The sequence below is a fragment of the Micromonospora sp. NPDC048169 genome (genome assembly GCF_040652815.1).
Taxonomy (GTDB): Bacteria; Actinomycetota; Actinomycetes; order Mycobacteriales; family Micromonosporaceae; genus Micromonospora.
Genome location: NZ_JBEZMS010000024.1, coordinates 1 through 19,265, shown reverse-complemented (window position 1 = coordinate 19,265; position 19,265 = coordinate 1). Strand labels below are relative to the sequence as shown.

The following is a 19,265-nucleotide window of genomic DNA, read 5'->3' as shown; positions in this document are numbered from 1 at the left end:
GTCTACGAGGACCGGGGCGCACAGCCGTCTGAGGCGCGAGATGCGATCGGGGCAGGTGAGGCCCGAGGGGCAGATGAGGCGGCCCCGACCGCTGGACAGCGCCGGTGACCGGGTTCACCATCGCCATACGGGTTCGCACCCAGCAGCGGGAGGTGTCCCATGGTCACCAGTCCGATCCAGCAGCCGACCGTAGTGCTCCCGAGCGCCTCCGGCGACCTGCGCGCCCTCGGGCGGGCGCTGGCCACCGCCGGGCCGCGCTGGCGGGAGAGACTGCTCGCCGACCTCGACCCCGTCCGGCGGGGCTTCGCCGAACACGTCCGCGTCACCGAGGAACCGGGCGGCCACTACGCCGACCTGGTGCGCGCCGCGCCGCGACTGGACCGGGGCGTACGCCTGCTGGTCGCCGAGCACGCCGCGATCAGCGGGGCGCTCGCCGCGCTCCAGCACGCCGTACGCCTGCCGGGGGTGTCCGCGGCGGAGGTGCGGGCGCGCACCCGCGACCTGCTGCGCGCGTTGGACCGGCACCGGCGGCACGGTGCCGACCTGCTCTGGGAGGCGTACCAGGCCGACCTCGGCGGCGAGGACTGAGCCGGGAACCGGCCGGGGCGGCCACGCGTCCAAGCGGTATGCGCCGCGTGCTCGCCCTGCTCGGGATCCCGTTGCTGGCCCTCTCCGCCTGCGCCTCGCCCGGCGCCGATCCGGGGGTGGCCCCGCCGGCCGGCCCGGACCAGCGGACCGCGTTCACCGAGCGGGCGCAGGAGGTCGCAGCGGGCTGGCGGCCCGTGCCGGGCTGGCGCGACGGGTACGTGCCGCTCCAGGAAGCCACAGTGCTCACCGGCGACCCGGGCTTCACCGACGAGACGAAGACGGCGTTCGGGGCCGGCTGGTACCGGGACCAGATCCCGATCCCGGCCGCCGTGCCGAAGGACGGCACGATCCGGTTCCCCGACGGCACGCTGCGGGTGCCGCTGGTGAGCGCCGCCGACGCGTACGCCCAGCTCCGCCAGGGCGACCCGCCGCCCTGCGACGGGCGCCCGGCCGCACCGGACCCGGCACCGACCGGGCGGCCCGGCCCGAACGACCCGGTGTCGACCTCGGCGCCGGGCGCGTGCGTGGCGCTCACCGTGACCGGGGTACGGCTGGGCAGCGCGCCGGTGTTGACCAGCCGTGGCCGCGCCGAGGTGCCCGCCTGGCTGTTCACAGTGGACGAGCTGGCCGTACCCGTGGCGCGGATCGCCGTGGCGCCGCGCGTGACCGGCCGGGCCCCCGGCGGCGCGGTGCCCACCCGGCCGCTGCCGGCGGGCCTGGTGTCCGCGCAGGAGCTGCGGGCGGTCGAGGGCAACCGGATCGACTACGTGCTCGGCGTCGGCGCCTGCGACGGGCCGCCCACCCCGCTGGTGCTGGAACGGCCGGACGTGGTGGTGATCGGCGGCGCCGTGATCGCCTCCACCGGCGTCTGCACCGCGCAGCTCGTGCTGAAGCCGGTCAGCGTCACGCTCGACGCGCCGCTCGGCGGACGTGTCGTGCTGGACGCCGGCAGCGGCGCCCCGTTGACCGTCCGGCCCGGCTGAGGCTCACAGGATCCGTGGCACGTCGGTGCTGATCGCCACCGGCAGCACCGTCGGCCGGTCCGCGGCCAGCGCTGTGGCGAGCGCCGCACCGAGCCCGTCCAGGGTGGTCGCCTCACCGGCGCAGCCGTAGCCGTGCGCCACCGCCGTCACGTCGAGCCCGGGCAGGTCCAGCGCCGGCACGCCCGGAGTGTGCTTCAGCTCGGCGAACGCCTTGAGGATCGCGTACTGCCGGTTCACCGGGACCACGACGGCGAGCGGCAGGCGCAGCCGCGCCGCCGTCCACAGCGCCTGCACCGAGTAGTGGAACGAGCCGTCGCCGACCACCGCGACCACCGGGCGGCCACGCCCGGTGTCGCGTTCGGCAAGGGCCATCCCGACCGCAGCCGGCAGCCCGAACCCGAGACCGCCGCTGGCCATCGTCAGGTACGAGCGCGGCCGGTCGATCGGCAGCCGGCGGCGCAGCGCGGCCAGGTTCGACGGCGACTCCTGCACCAGCACCCCGTCCGCCGGCCACGCGTCAGCCAGCGCGGCGAACAGCGCGTCGGCGCTCGGCGGGTCGGCCGGCTCGGGCGGGGCCGGCCGCGGTCGCGGTGACGGCGCCGCCCGGCCGGTCGCCGGCAGAAGCTCGCACAGCGCGGCCATGGTCAGCCCGGCGTCGCCGAGCAGGCTCTCGCCGACCGGCGCGCGGGCCGCCTCGTCCGGGTCGTCGGTGACGTGCAGCAGCCGCGTGTCGCCGGGCAGGTAGTCGCCCGGCACGTGCGGGTAGTAGCGGAACACCGGGGCACCCACCACGAGCACCACGTCGTGGCCGCGCAGCGCCTCCGACAGCGGTCCGATCGCGTACGGCAGCACGCCCCGAAAGTGCGGATGCCGCTCGGGGAACACGGCCCGCTCCGGCGCCGGGGCGGCCCAGACCGGGGCGGCCAGGTGCTCGGCCAGCGCGACCGCCTCGGGCCAGGCGTCCGACCGGTCCACCGCCGCTCCGAGCACCAGCGCCGGGGTCCTGGCGGCGGCCAGCACGTCGGCGAAGCCCCGCAGCCGGTCCGGGTCCGGCGCGATCCGGGTGGCGACGGTGCGCACCTGCGGCGGCGGGTCGGCCGGGCGGTCCCAGTCGTCCATCGGCAGGGAGAGGAACACCGGCCCGGCCGGTGGCTGCACCGCCGAGGCGTACGCCCGCATGAAGGCCGCCGGGATGTCCTGTGCGCGGGTGGGCTCGTGCGCCCACTTGACGTACGGCTGGGCCAGCTCGACCGCCCGCGGGCTGGCCAGGCGCGGTTCGATCAGCAGCATCTCGCGGGTCTGCTGCCCGGCGCTGACGATCAGCGGGGTCCGGTTGTGCCAGGCGGTGACCAGGTTGCCCATGCCGTTGCCGGTGCCCGGCGCGGTGTGCAGGTTGACGTGTGCGGGCCGGCCGGTGCCCTGGGCGTACCCGTCGGCCATGGCGACCGCCGACGCCTCCTGGAGCGCGTGCACGTAGTGGAAGTCGTCCGGGAAGTCGGCGAGGAACGGCTCCTCGGTCGAGCCGGGGTTGCCGAAGACGGTGGTCAGGCCGAGCGCGCGCAGCAGGTCGTACGTCGCCTCCCGCACCGTCGCCATGGCCGGCCGCCTCCGTCCTCACACGCGGATGCCGGATCCGGTCCGGTGCCCAGTCTCCCGACCAGCCGAATCTATCGGGCTTAAGCCGACTTTTCGGGCGCTTCCCGCGCTCAGGGCAGCGGGAACGGCAGCGTGATCCCGTCCAGCGCGCTCCCGCACCGGCAGTCCCGCTCGGCGGGCAGCGCCGCCACGGCGTCCAGCAGCAGCCCACGCAGCCGGTCGGTGTTCTCCGCGAAGACCCGGAACACCTCCTCATGGGTGACCGACTCGCCCGCCTCGACGCCCGCGTCCAGGTCCGTCACCAGCGCGATCGACGTGTAGCAGAGCGCCAGCTCACGGGCGAGCACCGCCTCCGGGTGGCCGGTCATGTTGACGATCGTGCCGCCCATCGAGGCGAACCAGCGCGACTCCGCCCGCGTCGAGAAGCGCGGACCCTCGACCACCACGACGGTCCCGCCGTCCACCGCCGGCACGCCACGCCCGGCCGCCGTGTCCAGTAGCGTGCGCCGCCCGGCCGGGCAGTACGGATCGGCGAACGACACGTGCACCGCGCCCCTGTCGTAGTAGGTCTGCGTGCGCCCGCTGGTGCGGTCGATCAACTGATCCGGCACCACGAACGTCCCCGGGCCCAGCTCCGGCCGCAGGCCGCCCACCGCGCACGGCGCCAGCACCTGGCGTACGCCCAGCGACCGCAGCGCCCACAGGTTCGCCCGGTACGGGATCAGGTGCGGCGGGTACCTGTGGTCGCGCCCGTGCCGGGGCAGGAACGCCACCCGGCGACCGCCCACCTCGGCGACCGTGATCGGGCCCGACGGTGCGCCGTACGGGGTGTCCACCACGTGCTCCACCCCGTCGAGCAGGGCGTAGAGCCCCGACCCGCCGATCACCGCCAGTTCGGCCTGCGCCGCCATTCGGCCCTCCCTCGATCCGTCGTGATCACCCGCCGTCAGACCTTAACCAGCGGGCCGGGTGCAGGCTATGGTGCGTGACATGGCGTTGACAGGGTGGACGGTCGACGGCCTCGGGCCCGTACGGGCACACGGCTGACGGGTGTCGGACATGCAGGGTAAGGGGCAAGAGATCGGTGGCCGGGCCATGGAGTCGATGACCGGACGGCTGCTGGTCGCGACACCGGGGCTCAAGGACCCGAACTTCGACCGTACGGTCGTGCTGCTCGTCGCCCACGAACCCGGCGGCGCCCTCGGGGTGGTGCTGAACCGCGCCACCGAGGTCTCGGTGGCCGACGTGCTCGGCGACTGGAGCGACCTGGCCGGCGACCCGGCGGTGCTGTTCGAGGGCGGCCCGGTGCAGCCCGACTCGGCCATCTGCCTGGCCCGCATGCGGCACCCGGTCCGCCCGGTCAAGGGCTTCCACCGCGTCTCCGGCGCGGTCGGCACCATCGACCTCTCGGTCGACCCGGAGAAGCTGCGCGAGGCCATCGGCGGCATCCGGGTGTTCGCCGGCTACTCCGGCTGGGGCGCCGGTCAGGTGGAGCGCGAGATCGAGGAGGGCTCCTGGTTCGTGTTCGACGCGCTGCCCGGCGACGCCTTCGTCGACCGGCCGGATGATCTCTGGCCGATGGTGCTGCGCCGGCAGGGCGGCATGATGGCGGCGGTGGCCCACTTCCCGCCGGACGTGGCGCTGAACTGACCCGGGTGCGGGGGACCCCGCGAGATGACCATGCCGGACGGCGTGTGTATAGTTCTCTCCGTGCCCGGGCGACCGGGGACGACCGCAAGGGGCCGTGGCGCAGCTGGTAGCGCACCACACTGGCAGTGTGGGGGTCAGGGGTTCGAGTCCCCTCGGCTCCACCCTTGGGACAACAGGTCAGCGGCCTGGTCGGATGATCATCGACCGGGTCGCTGATTGCTTTTCGCCCGACGTTCCCGCTTGTTGTCATTGCCCATTCCTCTGAGGGGCGAGGAACTGGGCACCGCAGTGACCAGTTGTCGAGGCAGCAATTGGCATGCCTGCACGACGGTCCCTGCCGACGGTTCTGAGTGCGCGCGACGGCAGGCGGGGTGGCGGTCGGTCAGCGACACCGGTAGTGCTTGGTCCTTGCTTGGAGGGCCTCTCCGGCCTCTATTCCGTGGTGCAACGGCTGGGCGCTATCCCAACAGAGTGCGGGCCCTTTGGCTCGGCCTTAAGGTCGTGACCTTGTACGGGCAGTTCCTGTCCGTCAGCAAGGTGTAGGCATTGATGGCGCGATCGGCGGCGTCCCAGGCTTGCTCGGCCGGCGACATGCCTCTGCCGCGGTTCCGGAAGAGAGCGCCGTAGAACGCGGAGCAGAACACGCCGCTCTCGTGCCAGCCGACGTTTGCGGAGGTGCCGATGTAGGTCACTTCCCCTTGTAGGCAGTCGCGCACCGCCTTCTGCCACACGCCGGTGCCGGTCCTGCAGCCGTCCGCGATGATGGCGCTCGTCGAAATCCCCTTGCTCTGTGCCGCCGCCACCTCCCCAAGATGCTCCAAGGAGATCTCGACCTCGCCGTCCGTGCTGCTGAATGTCGGCGTGATTGTGTGGTCGCCGTGCGCCATGACGTGAAGGACATCGCATGACGCGGTGAATGCGGACAACACCGTGCTGGGATCTCGGGACCGAACGAAGTCGATGTCGACGACGGGTTCGTCGCACCCGGCGTTGATGTTCTGAAGCGTCGACTGCACGAAGGTCATCGCCGCGTCGAACGATGAATCCAGGCCGAGGTCCAGCAGGCTTACTCGTCTGCGCTTCATATGGCCCTCCCCATATCGCGGCTGCGATGCGAAAGGACTGACTTTATGTTCCCGTGCTCGCCGTGTCGTTCGGATGAGTGTCCGCTCGGCACTCGCCCTTCGGCGGGCATCGATATCCGATGGGTTGAACGATCAGCGGGAGGGGCCGAGCGTGTAACGAGGACTTGAGCGGGCCGGCGAGCCACTCCCGCCAGCGATGGAGGGCTCCATGCGAGCGAAACGCTCTGGTGGGAGCACAGCCTCGCAGGACTCTGCTGTGCAGGCCCCTTCTGCATGCATAATGAATGCATGGTTGCTCTTCAGATCCGCGACGTGCCGGAAGAGGTGCGAGATGCCCTGGCGGCGCAGGCAAAGGCGCGCGGGCAGTCGCTCCAGACGTACCTGCTGGAACTGGTGGAGACGCAGGCTCGACGGCTGCGAAACACAGCCGCCCTCGATCGCTTCGCCGGTCGATCGGACGGCGCTCGCTCCCTGCCGGGCGAGAGTGCCGCCGAGCTGAACGACCAGCGGGAGCAGCGCGGGCCGCAGGGGAGCGCCGCGTGATAGTGGTGGATGCGTCGGTGCTGGCCGACGCCCTGATCGACGACGGTCCGATCGGGGATGCGGCGCGAGCGGAACTGACCGGAGATCCACACTGGGCCGCGCCGAGCCATCTGCTGGTCGAGGTCATGTCCGTGATCAGGGGCAAGGTGCTCGGTGGGAGGCTCGGCCCTGCCCGGGCGCAGGAGGCGATCGACATCCTGCCCTCGCTGGTCATCGACGAGGTAGGCGTCGCAGCGCTGTTGGACCGGATGTGGCAGTTGCGGGGCAACGTGTCGGCGTACGACGCGGCCTACGTCGCCGCGGCGGAGCTGCTGGCCTGCCCCCTGGTCACCGGTGACGGACGGCTCGCGAAGGCCGGCGGCGTGCGCTGCGAGGTCCGACTGCTCGCGGCGTCCTGACGGCAGCAGTCTCGGCCCGAAAGTCGGATCATCAGGCGGTGCCTCCGGGGGATGATCATGAGCGTCCACCCGTGATTCGACCGTGAGGGAGAGCACCGTGAACGACGCCATCCGCATCCGCCAGGCCGGCCCGGACGACGCGGCTGCGGTGGACGCCCTGGTCCGGGAGATCGCGGCCCACGAGGGGGAGAGCGAGCACGTCGGCGCGACCCCCGATCGATGGCGCGAGGTGCTCGGCCGCGCCGACGTGACGGTCCTGCTGGCCGAGCGGAACGGTGAGACGCTCGGCTACGTCTCCGCGCAGCGGCGCCTGCACATGTGGAGCGGTGAGGACATCGTCGCGCTCGACGACCTGTTCGTCCGTGCCGAGGCCCGGGACGGTGGTGTGGGCCGACGGCTGATGACCGCGCTGGCCGAGCGGGCCGCCGTCGACCGGCTCGTCATCCGGTGGGAGGTGAAGCCGGAGAACGAGGCGGCGCAGCGGTTCTACCGCCGGCTCGGCGGCATGCTCTTCCCGAAGGTGGTCGTCCGCTGGCTGCCCGAGAGCTACCTGCCGCTGATCGAAGACCCGCGGTAGCAGTTCAACCGGCCGCCGGGCCCGCAAGCGCCAGCGCCCAGCACAGCGCGCCGAACCCGGCCGTGCTCGCCAGCGTCCGGACCACGTTCCAGGTGACCCAGGCGGACTCGAAGCGCTCCCGCGCCACACCGGGATCCGCCGCCCCGGCCGCCGCGAGCGCGTCGTTGAGCGGCACGTTCACCGCCACGGTGACGGCGAACATCACCAGGTAGAGCGCCAGCCCGGCGACGATCCACGGCAGCGCCGGCCGGGCCGCACCCCGCCACGCCAGCACCGCCGCGAGCGCGGCCAGCACCGGCGTGCCCAGGAAGGCAAGCAGGAACCAGCCGTTGACGATGGTGACGTTGACGCGCTGCATGGCGTCCACGAACGTGCGGTCGTCCGCGCCGCGCAGCGCCGGCATCACGGCGTACGCGAACGCGGCGAACAGGCCCGCCATCAGCCCGGCCCCCACTGTGGCACCGACCAGCGTCAGTTGTTGTACGAGTCGCATGTCCTCATCGAACCGCCGCGCGGTGAGACGGCCCATGGTCAGGACGCGCGACCCTGTGTTCAATCGTCTCGTGGACGCCGTCTCCGGCCTGCTCGACGGTCCCCGGGCGCGGGGCGCCTTCCTGCTGCGCTCGATCCTCACCCCGCCCTGGTCGATGCTGATCCGGGACGAGGCACCGCTCACGCTGGTCGCCGTGGTGCGCGGGGACGCCTGGATCGTGCCCGAGGAGGGGGAGGCCGCGCGGCTCGGCGACGGTGACGTGGCGATCGTGCGCGGGGCGTCCCCGTACACGGTGGCGGACGACCCGGCGACGGTGCCGCAGGTGGTCGTGCACCCGGGGCAGCGCTGCACCACACCGGACGGGCGCGAGCTGTTCGCGATGACGCGCTGGGGCGTACGCACCTGGGGCAACGGGCCGGACGGCCGGACCGTGCTGCTCACCGGCACGTACCCGGTGCGGGGCACTGTCGGGCGGCGGCTGCTGGACGCGCTGCCGCAGCTCGCGGTGGTCCGGCGCGAGTCCTGGGACACGCCCCTGGTGCCGCTGCTGGCCGCCGAGATCGTCAAGGACGACCCCGGCCAGGAGGCGGTCCTCGACCGCCTGCTCGACCTGCTGCTCATCGCCGCGCTGCGGGAGTGGTTCGCCCGGCCCGGCGCCGCCGCGCCCGCCTGGTACCGGGCGTACGCCGATCCGGTGGTCGGCCGCGCGCTGCGGATGCTGCACCACGAGCCGGCCCGGCCGTGGACGGTGGCGTCGCTCGCCGCCGAGGTGGGGATGTCCCGGGCGGCGCTGGCCCGGCGCTTCACCGCGCTGGTCGGCGAGCCGCCCATGTCGTACCTGACAGGCTGGCGGCTGGCGCTCGCGGCCGACCTGCTCCGCGAGCCCGGCGCCACAGTCGGCGCGGTGGCCCGCCGGGTCGGCTACGGCAGCTCGTTCGCCCTGAGTACGGCGTTCAAGCGCCGGTACGGCGTGAGCCCGCGCCGGCACGTCGCCCCGGCTAGATTGGCCGGATGACTGTCGACCTGTTCGCCGGCGTCCCGATCAGTGATCTCGCCATGTCGACGGCCTGGTACGAGCGACTGCTTGGCGACCCGCCGCAGTTCCTGCCCAACGACCACGAAGCGGTGTGGGAGCTGGCGGAGCACCGCTACCTCTACATTGAGGTGCGGCCCGGCCACGCCGGTCACGCCATGCAGACGATCTTCGTCGAAGACTTCGACTCCCGTGTCGCGGCGATCGCCGCCCGCGGGCTGGAGCCGGCCGCGCGGGAGACCTACGACAACGGCGTCCGCAAGGTGATCTTCCACGACCCGGACGGCAACGAGATCGGCTTCGGCGGCGCCCCGGCCTGACCGGGCCGCGGTGATCCGCGGCCCGGCCGGCGAGGTCAGCGGGGGCGTCGCGTCTTCGGCAGGTCGAACTGGTCGGCCCGGCGGCAGTCCTTCTGGCCGCCGATCGCCTGCGGGCCGACCTTCTCCAGCGCCTTCCGGGCGCGCTGGCGGCCCAGGTTCCAGGCGTACCAGGGGTCCGGCTCGGCGAGGTCGTCGGCGATCCAGCTCAGCGTGCACCGGCGTACCGGATCGGGGAGCTTGGCGAGCGCCGGCGTGGCGTCGGCGGACAGCGCCCGCAGGTACCACGCGTCGATCTTGCCGGTCTGCTCGTAGCGCAGCGTGTTGCGGCGGGCGACGTAGTCCTCGGGGTTGAGCACGGCCAGGCCGAGCAGCATCGCCACAGCCAGCGCGAGCGTGGTGCCGGGAATCCACCGGCCCCGCCACCGCACGCCCGCCGCGAGGATCATCAGGAACACCGTGCCGAGCAGCATCTCGAAGGCCATCACGAAGATCCGCTCGCCGGTGAAGCTGTAGACCTTCTGGTACGTCCACATGCGGGACAGCGCCGACGCCACGATCACCACGCTCAGCGCGCTGATCAGCCCGAGCAGGACGCGCAGCAGGAGCCGCTCGACCGGCTGCTCCCGGCGTGCCCAGCGGCTCACCCCGCCCAGCACCACCACGGTCAGCAGCGTGACGAACAGCAGCTGCCAGAAACCGCTGCGCGCGTACTCGGCGTAGCTGAGACCGGCCACCCGCTGCACGTGCCGCTGCCCGCCGAAGAGCGTGGTGAACTGCACCACCACGAACCCGGCGAACAGCAGCGTGAGCGCGCCGATGGCCGGGGCCCACTCCAGCAGGCCGAGACGGCGCTCACCCGCGCGATCCACGGTGGACAGGTCGGGCGGCGCGGCGAGCGTGTAGAGCGCGGCCACGGCGATCAGCCCGCCCACCACTGCGAGGAACAGCCAGCCGAACACCGTACCGATGTTGATCTCGGGAACGAGCGAGCCGAGCGCCTCGGAGAACGCCGCGTCGGCCGACGCGAGCAGGCTGCCGAAGACCAGGAGCACCACGACCGTGGCGACGACCGAGACGGTCACCTTGCGCACCGTCGCCTCCTGCGGCGAGGCGGTGACGTGCCGGCGTACCCAGGGCAGGCCCCGCAACGCCGCGAACGGCGTGGCCACCAGGCCGAACAGGATCGAGCGCACCAGCCGGCCGCCGATGATCGCGAGCGTGGCGCAGCCGAGCGCGCCGAGCACACAGAACGTCACCAGCCACCAGGCGTTGCGGAACGCCGGTACGGCGATCAGGGCCAGGGCGGCCACCGCCCACCCGGCCCGGATGAGCTTGTCGGCGCGCGGCAGATCCGTGGTCCTGGACCGGACCGCCAGCCCCACCGCGAGCGTGAGCGTGAGCCACCCCAGGAACCAGCCGACGCCGACGCGGCCCAGCGGCACGAAGACCGCGCTGCCGATCGCGGCGGCCAGCACCGCGAGCGGCACGGCCCGCCCGGTCGCCGCCTTCGGGCCGGGCCAGCGCGCGCCGAGGAACGAGGTCCGTGGCACCGGCGGGCGCGGCGCCCACACCGGCGCCTGCGGGTGCCCACCCCACGCCATGCCGGGGTGCGGCGGCGCGGGCGTCGGCCCAACGCCGGGTGGAGGCGGCGTACCCGGAGCGCGCGGCGCACCCGGCGCGGGCGACGGCCCGGAGGCCGGCTGCGTCCCCGGCGCCACCCATGACCCGGATGCCGGCTGCGTGCCCGGGGGAGCAGCAGGCGTTTGCGAGGCTCCCGGCGGGCCGGAGGTCGCGGGCGTGGCCGTCTGCGGAGCGCCATCTCCGGGAATCGCGCCGGCCTCACCGGAGCCGGTCGTGGCCGCCTCCGCTGCGGCGGCGCCTGCGACGGACGGCTTCGAGTCGGCCGCCTGGGTGCCGGCCGACGCCGCCGGGGCGGCATCCGGCGTGGACGATGCCGCGTCGCCGGTGGCCGAGGACGTTCCGCCCGCCTGCTCCCGGCGAGCGGCCGGAACGGCGTCCGGTGGGGCGGCGACAGGCTCTTCGCCCGCCGGCCGGTCGGCCAGTGCGGCGGCAGGGGCGACGCCCTCCACGGGGGAGCGCTCGGCGGCGGGCGCGGTGGCCTGGGCGGGCACCGCCGCCGCAGGCTGGCCGGTCGCCGTCGGCTGGCCGATCGCGGGGACCAGCGGGAGGAACAAGGCGTACCCCTGGGTGCCGGGCGGCACGCTGACCGGAATGGCCCAGCCGGGCTGCCCCTCGGCGCCGGGCCAGGGCACCGGCGGGGGAGCACCCTCCACTGTGGGCAGGACCAGCAGGTACGGCTGCGCGGTGGCGGGGACGTCGCCCGGGGCGGGGCCGGCCGCGGGGGCGGCGCGGGACGGCTCGGGGGACGGTGCCGGCTCGGTCAAGGGGCGCTCCTCGATCACAGGGTTTCGTCACTGTAGGACCCCTACGGCGTCCGCCGCCGTCCCGGTTGTCCGTTCGGTCACGTTGCCCCGGCCGATCGGCGCGGATCGAACCTTTGGCGGCTCGTGGCCGTACCAGTGCGCGGGAGGTCGATCACATGGCCGCACGTCGCGCGCTCGCCGCGCTCGCCGCCGTCGCCGCGACGGTGCCGCTGACCGCCGCGCCGGCCGCGGCGCACGGTGCGCCGACCAGCCCGCTGAGCCGGGCCGCCGCGTGCGGGCCGGAGGGCGGTCGGGCGAAGACGCCCGCCTGCCGGGCGGCGGTCGCCGCCGGAGCGGCGGTACGCGAGTGGGACAACATCCGGGTGGCCCGGATCGACGGGCGGGACCGGGAACGCATCCCGGACGGGGAGCTGTGCAGCGGCGGGCTGTCCGCGTACCGGGGACTGGACCTGCCGCGCGCCGACTGGCCGGCCACCACGTTGACCGCCGGGGCGTCGCACACGTTCCGCTACCGCACCACCATCCCGCACCGGGGCACGTTCCGGTACTACGTCACCACCGGCTCGTACTCACCGAAGCGCGTGCTGACCTGGGCGGACCTGGAGAAGAAGCCGTTCCTTCAGGTCACCGACCCGCCGATCCGCTCGGGCGCGTACGAGATGCGGGGGCGGCTGCCCGCCGAGCGGACCGGCCGGCACATCGTCTACGTCATCTGGCAGAACTCGGACACCCAGGACACGTACTACTCCTGCTCGGACGTGATCCTCCGGGCGGCACGCGGTGAGCCGGACGCGCCGCCGGCAGCGCCGCAGGCGAGCGCGTCACCTCCGCGTACCCTCGCCGGAGCGGCGACCGGCGACGAGCCGGCGGTGCCGGTCGCGGCGGTGACCGACGACGGACCGCTGTCCCGGCCGTTGCTCGTCGGCGCGGCGGCGCTCGTCGTCGCGCTGCTCGCGGCGGCAGTGGCCGGGATGCGGCTGAGCCGGACCGGCGGGCCGCCGCCCGGGCGGCCGTGCGGTGTCCGCAACCACCGCGCCGGGCGGCGCCGGATCTGGTGACTCAGCCCAGCACCGCCCTGATCGCGGCCAGGTCGTCACCGTCCAGGTCGAGGTCCTCCAGCGCGGCGACGTTGCCCTCCAGCTGGGCCACGCTGCTCGCGCCGATGATGAGGCTGGTCATGCGCGGGTCGCGTAGCGCCCAGGCCAGGGCGAGCTGCGCGAGGGTCTGCCCGCGCCGCCGCGCCACCGCCGCGAGCCCGCGGACCGTCGCCATCGTCTGGTCGTCGAGGTCGCTCTCGTCCAGGAAGACGCTCGTGCGCACCCGGGAGTCGGCCGGGATGCCGTCCAGGTAACGGTCGGTGAGCAGGCCCTGGGCGAGCGGGCTGTAGGCGATGCAGCCGGCACCGACGCGCTCCAGCGTGTCCAGCAGGCCGTCGCGCTCGGTCCAGCGGTTCATCATCGAGTACGACGGCTGGTTGATCAGCAGCGGCGTGCCGAGGTCGCGCAGGATCGCGGCGGCCCGCTCGGTCTGCTCCGAGTCGTAGTTGGAGATGCCCACGTAGAGCGCCTTGCCGGAGCGGACGATCGCGTCGAGCGCGCCCATCGTCTCCTCCAGCGGGGTCTCCGGGTCGAACCGGTGCGAGTAGAAGATGTCGACGTAGTCCACCCCGAGGCGGCGCAGCGACTGGTCCAGCGAGGAGATCAGGTACTTGCGCGAGCCCCACTCGCCGTACGGGCCGGGCCACATCAGGTAGCCCGCCTTGCTGGAGATCACCAGCTCGTCCCGGTACGGCTTCAGGTCGGTGGCGAGCAGCCGGCCGAAGTTCTCCTCCGCCGAACCGGGCGGCGGGCCGTAGTTGTTCGCCAGGTCGAAGTGGGTGATGCCGAGGTCGAAGGCGCGGCGGACGATGTCGCGCTGCCGCTCGAAGGGGCGGTCCGGTCCGAAGTTGTGCCACAGGCCGAGGGAGATGACGGGTAGCTTCAGCCCGCTCCGGCCGCTGCGCCGGTAGATCATCTCGTGGTAACGGTCGTCGCTGGCGAGGTATGTCACGAGGTCATTCTGTCGCCGTGGGAGTGTGGCCGCAGCGGCGCGGGTACGTTCGGCCTCATGCGTTACGTGCCGCTCGACACCCCCAAGCCCATTTCCAAGATCGGCCTCGGTACCTGGCAGTTCGGCTCCAAAGAGTGGGGCTACGGCCCGGAGTACGAGCGCCGCGCCGCCGAGATCGTCCGGCGGGCGCTCGACCTGGGCGTCACGCTGTTCGACACCGCCGAGCTGTACGGCTTCGGCCGCAGCGAGCGCATCCTCGGCGAGGCGCTGGGCGAGGACCGGGCCAAGGTCGTGGTCGCCACCAAGATCTTCCCGCTGCTGCCGGTCGCCCCCGTGGTGCAGCAGCGCGCTGTCGCCTCCGCCGCCCGGCTCGGCGTCGAGGGCATCGACCTCTACCAGGTCCACCAGGCCAACCCGGTGGTCGCCGACACCACCACCATGCGCGGCATGCGCGCGCTGCAGGACGTCGGGCTGGTCGGCGAGGTCGGCGTCAGCAACTACGGCCTGCGCCGGTGGCGGTTCGCCGAGGCCGCGCTGGGCCGCCGGGTGCTGAGCAACCAGGTCCGCTACAGCATGATCGACCGCGGCCCCGAGGAAGACCTCATCCCGTACGCGGAGCAGGCCGGCCGGATCGTCATCGCGTACTCCCCGCTGGCGCAGGGTTTCCTCTCCGGCCGCTACGACGCCACGAACCCGCCCGCCGGGGCGGTACGCCGGGCCAACCCGTACTTCCTGCCGGAGAACCTGGAACGCGGCGCCGCGCTGATCGCCACGCTGCGTGAGGTCGCCGACGCGCACGACGCCACGCCGAGCCAGATCGCGCTCGCGTACGTGCTGCGGCACCCCAACGTGGTGGCCATCCCGGGCGCCTCCGGGGTCGAGCAGATGGAACGCAACGCGGCCGCCGCCGAGATCGATCTCGCCGACGACGAGTACGCCGCCCTGGTCGCCGCCGCGCACGCGTTCCGCCCGGTCACCGGGCTGGCCGCCGTGCCCCGGATGGTCCGCGCCCGGCTCGGCAGGTGAGCGTTCCGGCGGCCTCCCCTGTCGCGACATCGACGACGGAGGCCGCCGGCCGCCGGAGCGCGCTAGCGTGGATCGGGTGACCGCTCCCAATCAGGTTTCCCCGGTCCCGCCCGCCGACCTGCCGAGCACGCTCGGCGAGCTGCGCGCCGCCGGCCACCGTTACCGCACGGTCAAACAGGAACTCCGAGACAACCTCCTCGCCCGGATGGGCTCCGGCGAGGACCGCTTCCCCGGCATCGTGGGCTACGAGGACACGGTCCTGCCCGAGGTCGAGCGCGCGCTGCTCGCCGGGCACGACATGGTGCTGCTCGGCGAGCGCGGGCAGGGCAAGACCCGGCTGATCCGCTCGCTCGGCGCGCTGCTTGACGAGTGGACCCCGGTGATCCCCGGCTCGGTGCTGAACGAGCACCCGATGCACCCGCTCACCCCCGCGTCCCAGGCGCTCGTCGCCTCGGCCGGCGACGACCTGGCGATCACCTGGCTGCACCGCTCGATGCGGTACGGCGAGAAGCTCGCCACGCCGGACACCAGCGTCGGTGACCTGATCGGCGACGTCGACCCGATCCGCCTCGCCCAGGGCCGTACGCTCGGCGACCCGGAGACCATCCACTTCGGGCTCGTACCGCGCACCAACCGGGGCGTCTTCGCCGTCAACGAGCTGCCCGACCTGGCCGAACGCATCCAGGTGGCGCTGCTCAACGTGCTTGAGGAGCGCGACATCCAGGTGCGCGGCTACCAGCTGCGGCTGCCGCTGGACCTGCTGCTGGTGGCCAGCGCCAACCCGGAGGACTACACCAACCGGGGCCGGATCATCACGCCGCTCAAGGACCGGTTCGGCGCCGAGATCCGCACCCACTACCCGCTCGACCTCGACCTGGAGCTGGCGCTGATCCGGCAGGAGGCAGACCTGGTCGCCGTCGTGCCGGAGCACGTGCTGGAAGTGCTCGCCCGGTTCGCCCGCGACGTGCGGGAGTCCCCGTCGGTGGACCCGCGCTCCGGAGTGTCCGCCCGGTTCGCCATCGCCGCCGCCGAGACCGTCGCGGCCGCCGCGTTGCGCCGCTCGGGTCTGCTGGCTGGTGCTGGTGCTGGTGCTGGTGCTGGTGCTGGTGCTGGTGCCGTCGCCGGTGCCTCTGCCGTCGCCTCGGCTTCGGCCGCCGCCGGGTCGGCGTCCCGGCCGGAGGCGCCGGTGGCCCGGATCGGAGACACCGTGTCGGTGACCTCCACGCTGCGCGGCAAGGTCGAGTTCGAGAGCGGCGAGGAGGGACGCGAGATCGAGGTGCTCGCGCACCTGCTGCGTACCGCCACCGCCGAGACGTTCCGCGCCCGGCTCGCCGGGCTCGACCTGTCCGGCTTCACCGCGCTGGTCGCCGAGGGCGGCGCCGTCGAGACCGGCGAGCTGGTCTCCTCGGCCGAGCTGCTGCGCCAGGTCGGCACCGTACCGGGGCTCGCCAAGGTGCTCGACCGGCTCGGGCTCGGCGACGCGCCCAGCCCGGAGGAGGCCGCCGCCGGCATCGAGTTCGTGCTGGAAGGGCTGCACCTGACCCGCCGGCTCGGCAAGGACGTCACCGACTCCGGGCGCACCGTCTACGGGGACCGGGACTGACGATGGCCGGCGGCAACCGCTTCCGGTACGGGCAGTGGCGCGGCGGACCCGATCCGCTCGCCCCGCCGTACGACGTGCGCGCCGCGGTGGACGCGGTCGGCTCGGACGTGCTGGCCGGCGGCAGCCTGCGCGAATCGCTGCGCGAGCTGCTGCGGCGCGGTCCGCAGGGGCGCGGCGGGCTGGACGACCTGGCTGCCCGGGCCCGCCGCCTGCGCCGGGAGGCGCTGCGCCGGGGCGACCTGGACGGCGCTGTCACCCGGGCCCGGGCCCTGCTCGACCAGGCGCTCGCCACCGAACGCGACGAGCTGCGCGGCCGCGACGGCGACGACGCCCGGTTCGCCGAGGCCGTGCTCGACAACCTGCCGCGCTCCACCGCCCGCGCGGTGTCGGAGCTCTCCGGGTACGACTGGGTGAGCGCCGAGGCGCGGCAGACGTACCAGCGGATCCTCGACGGGCTGCGCGGCGACGTGCTGGAGCAGCGCTTCGCCGGGCTGCGCGACGCGGCCCGGGCCACCGCCGACCCGGCCGTCCAGCGGCAGCTCGCCGAGATGATGCGCGACCTCAACGACCTGCTCGCCCGGCACGCCCGCTCCGAGGACACCACAGACGCGTTCGCCGAGTTCATGCGCCGGCACGGCGAGTTCTTCCCGGAACGGCCCAGGGACGTCGACGAGCTGATCGACGTACTGGCCCGGCGGGCCGCCGCCGGGGAACGGCTGATGCGGTCGCTGTCGGACCGGCAGCGCGAGGAACTGGCCGGGCTGATGCGCCAGTCGCTCGGCGACCGGCTGTCCGGTGAGCTGTCCCAACTCGACGCCCACCTCCGGTCGCTGCGACCGGACCTGAACTGGCAGCGCGGCGAGCGGGTCCGCGGCGACCAGCCGCTCGGCTACGGCGAGGCCACCGGCGCGCTGGACGAGATCGCCGAACTCGACGAGCTGCTGGACTCCCTCGACCAGGACCAGCCCGGCGCCACACTCGACGACGTCGACGTGGAGGCGGTCGCCCGCACGCTGGGTCGCGACGCCGCCGACGACGTACGCCGGTTGCAGGAACTGGAACGCGAACTGCGCCGCCAGGGCTGGGTCACCCGCGACGCGGAAGGGCTGACGCTCAGCCCGAAGGCGCTGCGCCGCCTCGCGAGCACCGCGCTGCGGCGCGTCTTCTCCGACCTGACCGCCGGCCCGCGCGGCCAGCACGACCTGCGCACCGCGGGCGCCGCCGGCGAGGTCAGCGGGGCATCACGCCCCTGGGAGTATGGCGACGAGCAGCCGCTCGACGTAGTGCGCACGCTCACCCGGGCGGTACGACGGGTCGGCCCCGGAGTGCCGGTGCCGCTCGCTGTCGAGGACTTCGAGGTGGTGGAGACCGAACGGCGGGCGTCGGCGGCTGTGGTGCTCTGCGTCGACCTGTCGTACTCGATGATCTCGCAGGGCCGCCGGGGTCCGATGAAGCAGACCGCGCTGGCCCTGTCACACCTGATGGCCACCCGGTTCCCGCAGGACGCGCTGCAGATCGTCGGCTTCGGCCGGGAGGCGATGCCGCTCACCCAGCAGGAGCTGGCGGCGGTCGAACCGGACATGCAGCAGGGCACCAACCTCCAGCACGCGCTGCGGATCGCCGGGCGGCACCTGCGGCGCCATCCGGGTGCCGAGCCGGTGGTGCTGGTCGTCACCGACGGCGAGCCGACAGCGCACCTGGACCCGGAGGACGGCGAGGCGTACTTCCACTGGCCGCCGCTGCCCGAGACCATCTCGGCGACGATCCGGGAGGTGGACCGGCTGACCCGGTACGGTGCCACGCTCAACCTGTTCATGCTGGGTGACGACCCGGGACTGCGGCGGTTCGTGGACGCGGTGGCGCGGCGTTCGGGCGGCCGGATGTTCACCCCGGACCTGGACGACCTGGGCGAATACGTGGTCTCCGACTACCTGCGCGCCCGCCACGGCCGCCGCTGACTCAGACCTACCGCCCGCCCTCCCTCCCGCCCGCCTCCCGCCCGCGTCGATCTTGGAGTTGTGGTGCCACAGGATGCCCTGGTCTGACACCTTTCGCGAGGTGCCACAACTCCAAGATCGGCAGCTGTTCCGGCGTGCCCGTCCGCGATCTTGCACTTTGGTGCCCCGCAAACCTCGCAAATAGGGCAAAGGGCGGGCACAAAGTGCAAGATCGCGCAGGCGACGCCGCGATTGCTGCGCACCCCTCACGTGTCCGGCCCGTTCGAGTCGTCCCCCCATCCCCGACGGCCCCTGGTCTTCGCAGCCCAGCGGCACGGATCGCCCCCAGTGCGGTCGATCATGAGGTTGGCAACGGCAAACCGGACACCGGCCGCCGTCAACCTCATGATCGACCACGCAAGGTGGGGCCGGGGTGGTTCAGGGGGGGTGATCAAGGAGTTTGTGTCCTCGTCGGCGCAGAAAGCTGCCGCAAACTCCTTGATCACGGGTGGCAGGGCGCGGTGCTGGGGGCGGGGCTGGGGGTTTGGGGTGGGTGTCTGGTTCGGGGGTGGTGGGCGGCACTCTGGGGGTGGAATCGTCGGCGGGTCGGTGGCGTTGTAACCGGGTGAACGACCGAGCGCGGCTTGCCCCAGGCGGGGCGGGTCCCGGGGAATCTCGCCGGGCCGCCACGCGTTGAGTACGGTTCTGGCGGCGTGAGTCGTTGGGAATCATCCCGGCAGGCACGTCGTTGAGCACGGTTCCGGTGGCGTGCACCTGCTATCCACGGTGCGTGAGACGTCCTCGGGAATCATCCCGGGCCGCCGGTCGTTGGACATGGTTCCGGCGCCGCGACGTGGCACCCCCTGCCCCGCGAGCAGCCGGATCCCCCGAGACTTTTTGAGCGCCTGACGGTGCCACGTGCCCCCCCGGGTGCGTCGACCCCCGAATGGAGCCCCCTCATGAACACGATCCTGCGTAA

Annotated in this window: 18 protein-coding genes and 1 tRNA gene; 13 read left to right on the top strand and 6 right to left on the bottom strand. The window is 73.4% G+C overall.

The features are described from left to right. The first annotated feature begins 159 nt into the window (after positions 1–159). Both AB0D28_RS20360 and AB0D28_RS20355 read left to right on the top strand, forming a co-directional pair. On the top strand, positions 160–588 hold the full coding sequence (locus AB0D28_RS20360; protein ID WP_357387877.1) for a hypothetical protein: 429 nt from the start codon (positions 160–162) through the stop codon (positions 586–588). Between the two features lie 38 nt (positions 589–626). Then, complete coding sequence (locus tag AB0D28_RS20355; RefSeq protein WP_357387875.1) at positions 627–1,571, top strand: hypothetical protein; 945 nt, start codon at positions 627–629, stop codon at positions 1,569–1,571. A gap of 3 nt (positions 1,572–1,574) precedes the next feature. Here AB0D28_RS20355 and mdlC read toward each other — a convergent pair whose 3' ends face one another. Continuing rightward, on the bottom strand, positions 1,575–3,167 hold the full coding sequence (gene mdlC, locus AB0D28_RS20350; RefSeq protein ID WP_357387873.1) for a benzoylformate decarboxylase: 1,593 nt from the start codon (positions 3,165–3,167) through the stop codon (positions 1,575–1,577). Between the two features lie 110 nt (positions 3,168–3,277). Further along, entirely contained in the window at positions 3,278–4,078 is an 801-nt protein-coding gene (locus AB0D28_RS20345) for an S-methyl-5'-thioadenosine phosphorylase (protein WP_357387871.1), read from the bottom strand. Positions 4,079–4,226: 148 nt separating this feature from the next. Between AB0D28_RS20345 and AB0D28_RS20340 the strand changes: the two genes are divergently transcribed. Together AB0D28_RS20340 and AB0D28_RS20335 are read left to right on the top strand one after the other, a co-directional pair. Further along, the gene (locus AB0D28_RS20340; RefSeq protein ID WP_357387869.1) at positions 4,227–4,817 is read left to right on the top strand and encodes a YqgE/AlgH family protein; all 591 of its coding nucleotides are present in this window, start codon (positions 4,227–4,229) and stop codon (positions 4,815–4,817) included. A gap of 88 nt (positions 4,818–4,905) precedes the next feature. After that, a tRNA-Ala gene (locus tag AB0D28_RS20335) sits at positions 4,906–4,978 on the top strand. A 297-nt stretch (positions 4,979–5,275) separates the two neighbouring features. Here AB0D28_RS20335 and AB0D28_RS20330 read toward each other — a convergent pair. Continuing rightward, positions 5,276–5,902, bottom strand: coding sequence for a hypothetical protein (locus AB0D28_RS20330; protein WP_357387867.1), 627 nt, complete (start codon positions 5,900–5,902; stop codon positions 5,276–5,278). Between the two features lie 288 nt (positions 5,903–6,190). Between AB0D28_RS20330 and AB0D28_RS20325 the strand changes: the two genes are divergently transcribed. From AB0D28_RS20325 to AB0D28_RS20315, 3 genes are all read left to right on the top strand, one after another. Further along, positions 6,191–6,445: a hypothetical protein gene (locus AB0D28_RS20325; protein WP_030501430.1), complete on the top strand. Its 255-nt coding sequence runs from the start codon at positions 6,191–6,193 to the stop codon at positions 6,443–6,445. Beyond that, complete coding sequence (locus AB0D28_RS20320; RefSeq protein ID WP_357387865.1) at positions 6,442–6,843, top strand: type II toxin-antitoxin system VapC family toxin; 402 nt, start codon at positions 6,442–6,444, stop codon at positions 6,841–6,843. Before AB0D28_RS20325 ends, AB0D28_RS20320 begins: the two co-directional genes overlap by 4 nt. Positions 6,844–6,940: 97 nt before the next feature. Then, positions 6,941–7,420 carry a GNAT family N-acetyltransferase gene (locus tag AB0D28_RS20315; RefSeq protein WP_357387863.1) on the top strand — a complete coding sequence of 160 codons (480 nt, stop codon included), beginning with the start codon at positions 6,941–6,943 and terminating at the stop codon, positions 7,418–7,420. Positions 7,421–7,424: 4 nt separating this feature from the next. Here AB0D28_RS20315 and AB0D28_RS20310 read toward each other — a convergent pair whose 3' ends face one another. After that, positions 7,425–7,913 carry an anthrone oxygenase family protein gene (locus AB0D28_RS20310; RefSeq protein WP_357387861.1) on the bottom strand — a complete coding sequence of 163 codons (489 nt, stop codon included), beginning with the start codon at positions 7,911–7,913 and terminating at the stop codon, positions 7,425–7,427. A 70-nt stretch (positions 7,914–7,983) separates the two neighbouring features. Here AB0D28_RS20310 and AB0D28_RS20305 point away from each other — a divergent pair, with 70 nt between their 5' ends. Beyond that, positions 7,984–8,928 carry an AraC family transcriptional regulator gene (locus AB0D28_RS20305; protein ID WP_357387859.1) on the top strand — a complete coding sequence of 315 codons (945 nt, stop codon included), beginning with the start codon at positions 7,984–7,986 and terminating at the stop codon, positions 8,926–8,928. Next, positions 8,925–9,266: a VOC family protein gene (locus AB0D28_RS20300; protein WP_357387857.1), complete on the top strand. Its 342-nt coding sequence runs from the start codon at positions 8,925–8,927 to the stop codon at positions 9,264–9,266. Before AB0D28_RS20305 ends, AB0D28_RS20300 begins: the two co-directional genes overlap by 4 nt. 35 nt (positions 9,267–9,301) lie before the next feature. Here AB0D28_RS20300 and AB0D28_RS20295 read toward each other — a convergent pair whose 3' ends face one another. Continuing rightward, positions 9,302–11,671: a DUF4153 domain-containing protein gene (locus AB0D28_RS20295; RefSeq protein WP_357387855.1), complete on the bottom strand. Its 2,370-nt coding sequence runs from the start codon at positions 11,669–11,671 to the stop codon at positions 9,302–9,304. Between the two features lie 155 nt (positions 11,672–11,826). On the opposite strand from AB0D28_RS20295, the gene AB0D28_RS20290 reads away from it, so the two are divergent. Further along, positions 11,827–12,729 carry a lytic polysaccharide monooxygenase gene (locus tag AB0D28_RS20290; protein ID WP_357387853.1) on the top strand — a complete coding sequence of 301 codons (903 nt, stop codon included), beginning with the start codon at positions 11,827–11,829 and terminating at the stop codon, positions 12,727–12,729. Position 12,730: 1 nt separating this feature from the next. Here AB0D28_RS20290 and mgrA read toward each other — a convergent pair whose 3' ends face one another. After that, on the bottom strand, positions 12,731–13,720 hold the full coding sequence (mgrA, locus tag AB0D28_RS20285) for an L-glyceraldehyde 3-phosphate reductase (protein WP_357387851.1): 990 nt from the start codon (positions 13,718–13,720) through the stop codon (positions 12,731–12,733). Between the two features lie 57 nt (positions 13,721–13,777). Between mgrA and AB0D28_RS20280 the strand changes: the two genes are divergently transcribed. The 3 genes from AB0D28_RS20280 (at position 13,778) to AB0D28_RS20270 (ending at position 18,307) form a co-directional block, all read left to right on the top strand. Further along, a complete protein-coding gene (locus AB0D28_RS20280; RefSeq protein ID WP_357387850.1) occupies positions 13,778–14,746 on the top strand; it encodes an aldo/keto reductase in 969 nt (322 codons plus the stop codon). 67 nt (positions 14,747–14,813) lie between these two features. After that, positions 14,814–16,349: a magnesium chelatase gene (locus AB0D28_RS20275; RefSeq protein ID WP_357387848.1), complete on the top strand. Its 1,536-nt coding sequence runs from the start codon at positions 14,814–14,816 to the stop codon at positions 16,347–16,349. 2 nt (positions 16,350–16,351) lie between these two features. Continuing rightward, positions 16,352–18,307, top strand: a complete 1,956-nt coding sequence (locus AB0D28_RS20270) for a VWA domain-containing protein (RefSeq protein WP_357387846.1) — start codon at positions 16,352–16,354, stop codon at positions 18,305–18,307. Positions 18,308–19,265: the final 958 nt, after the last annotated feature.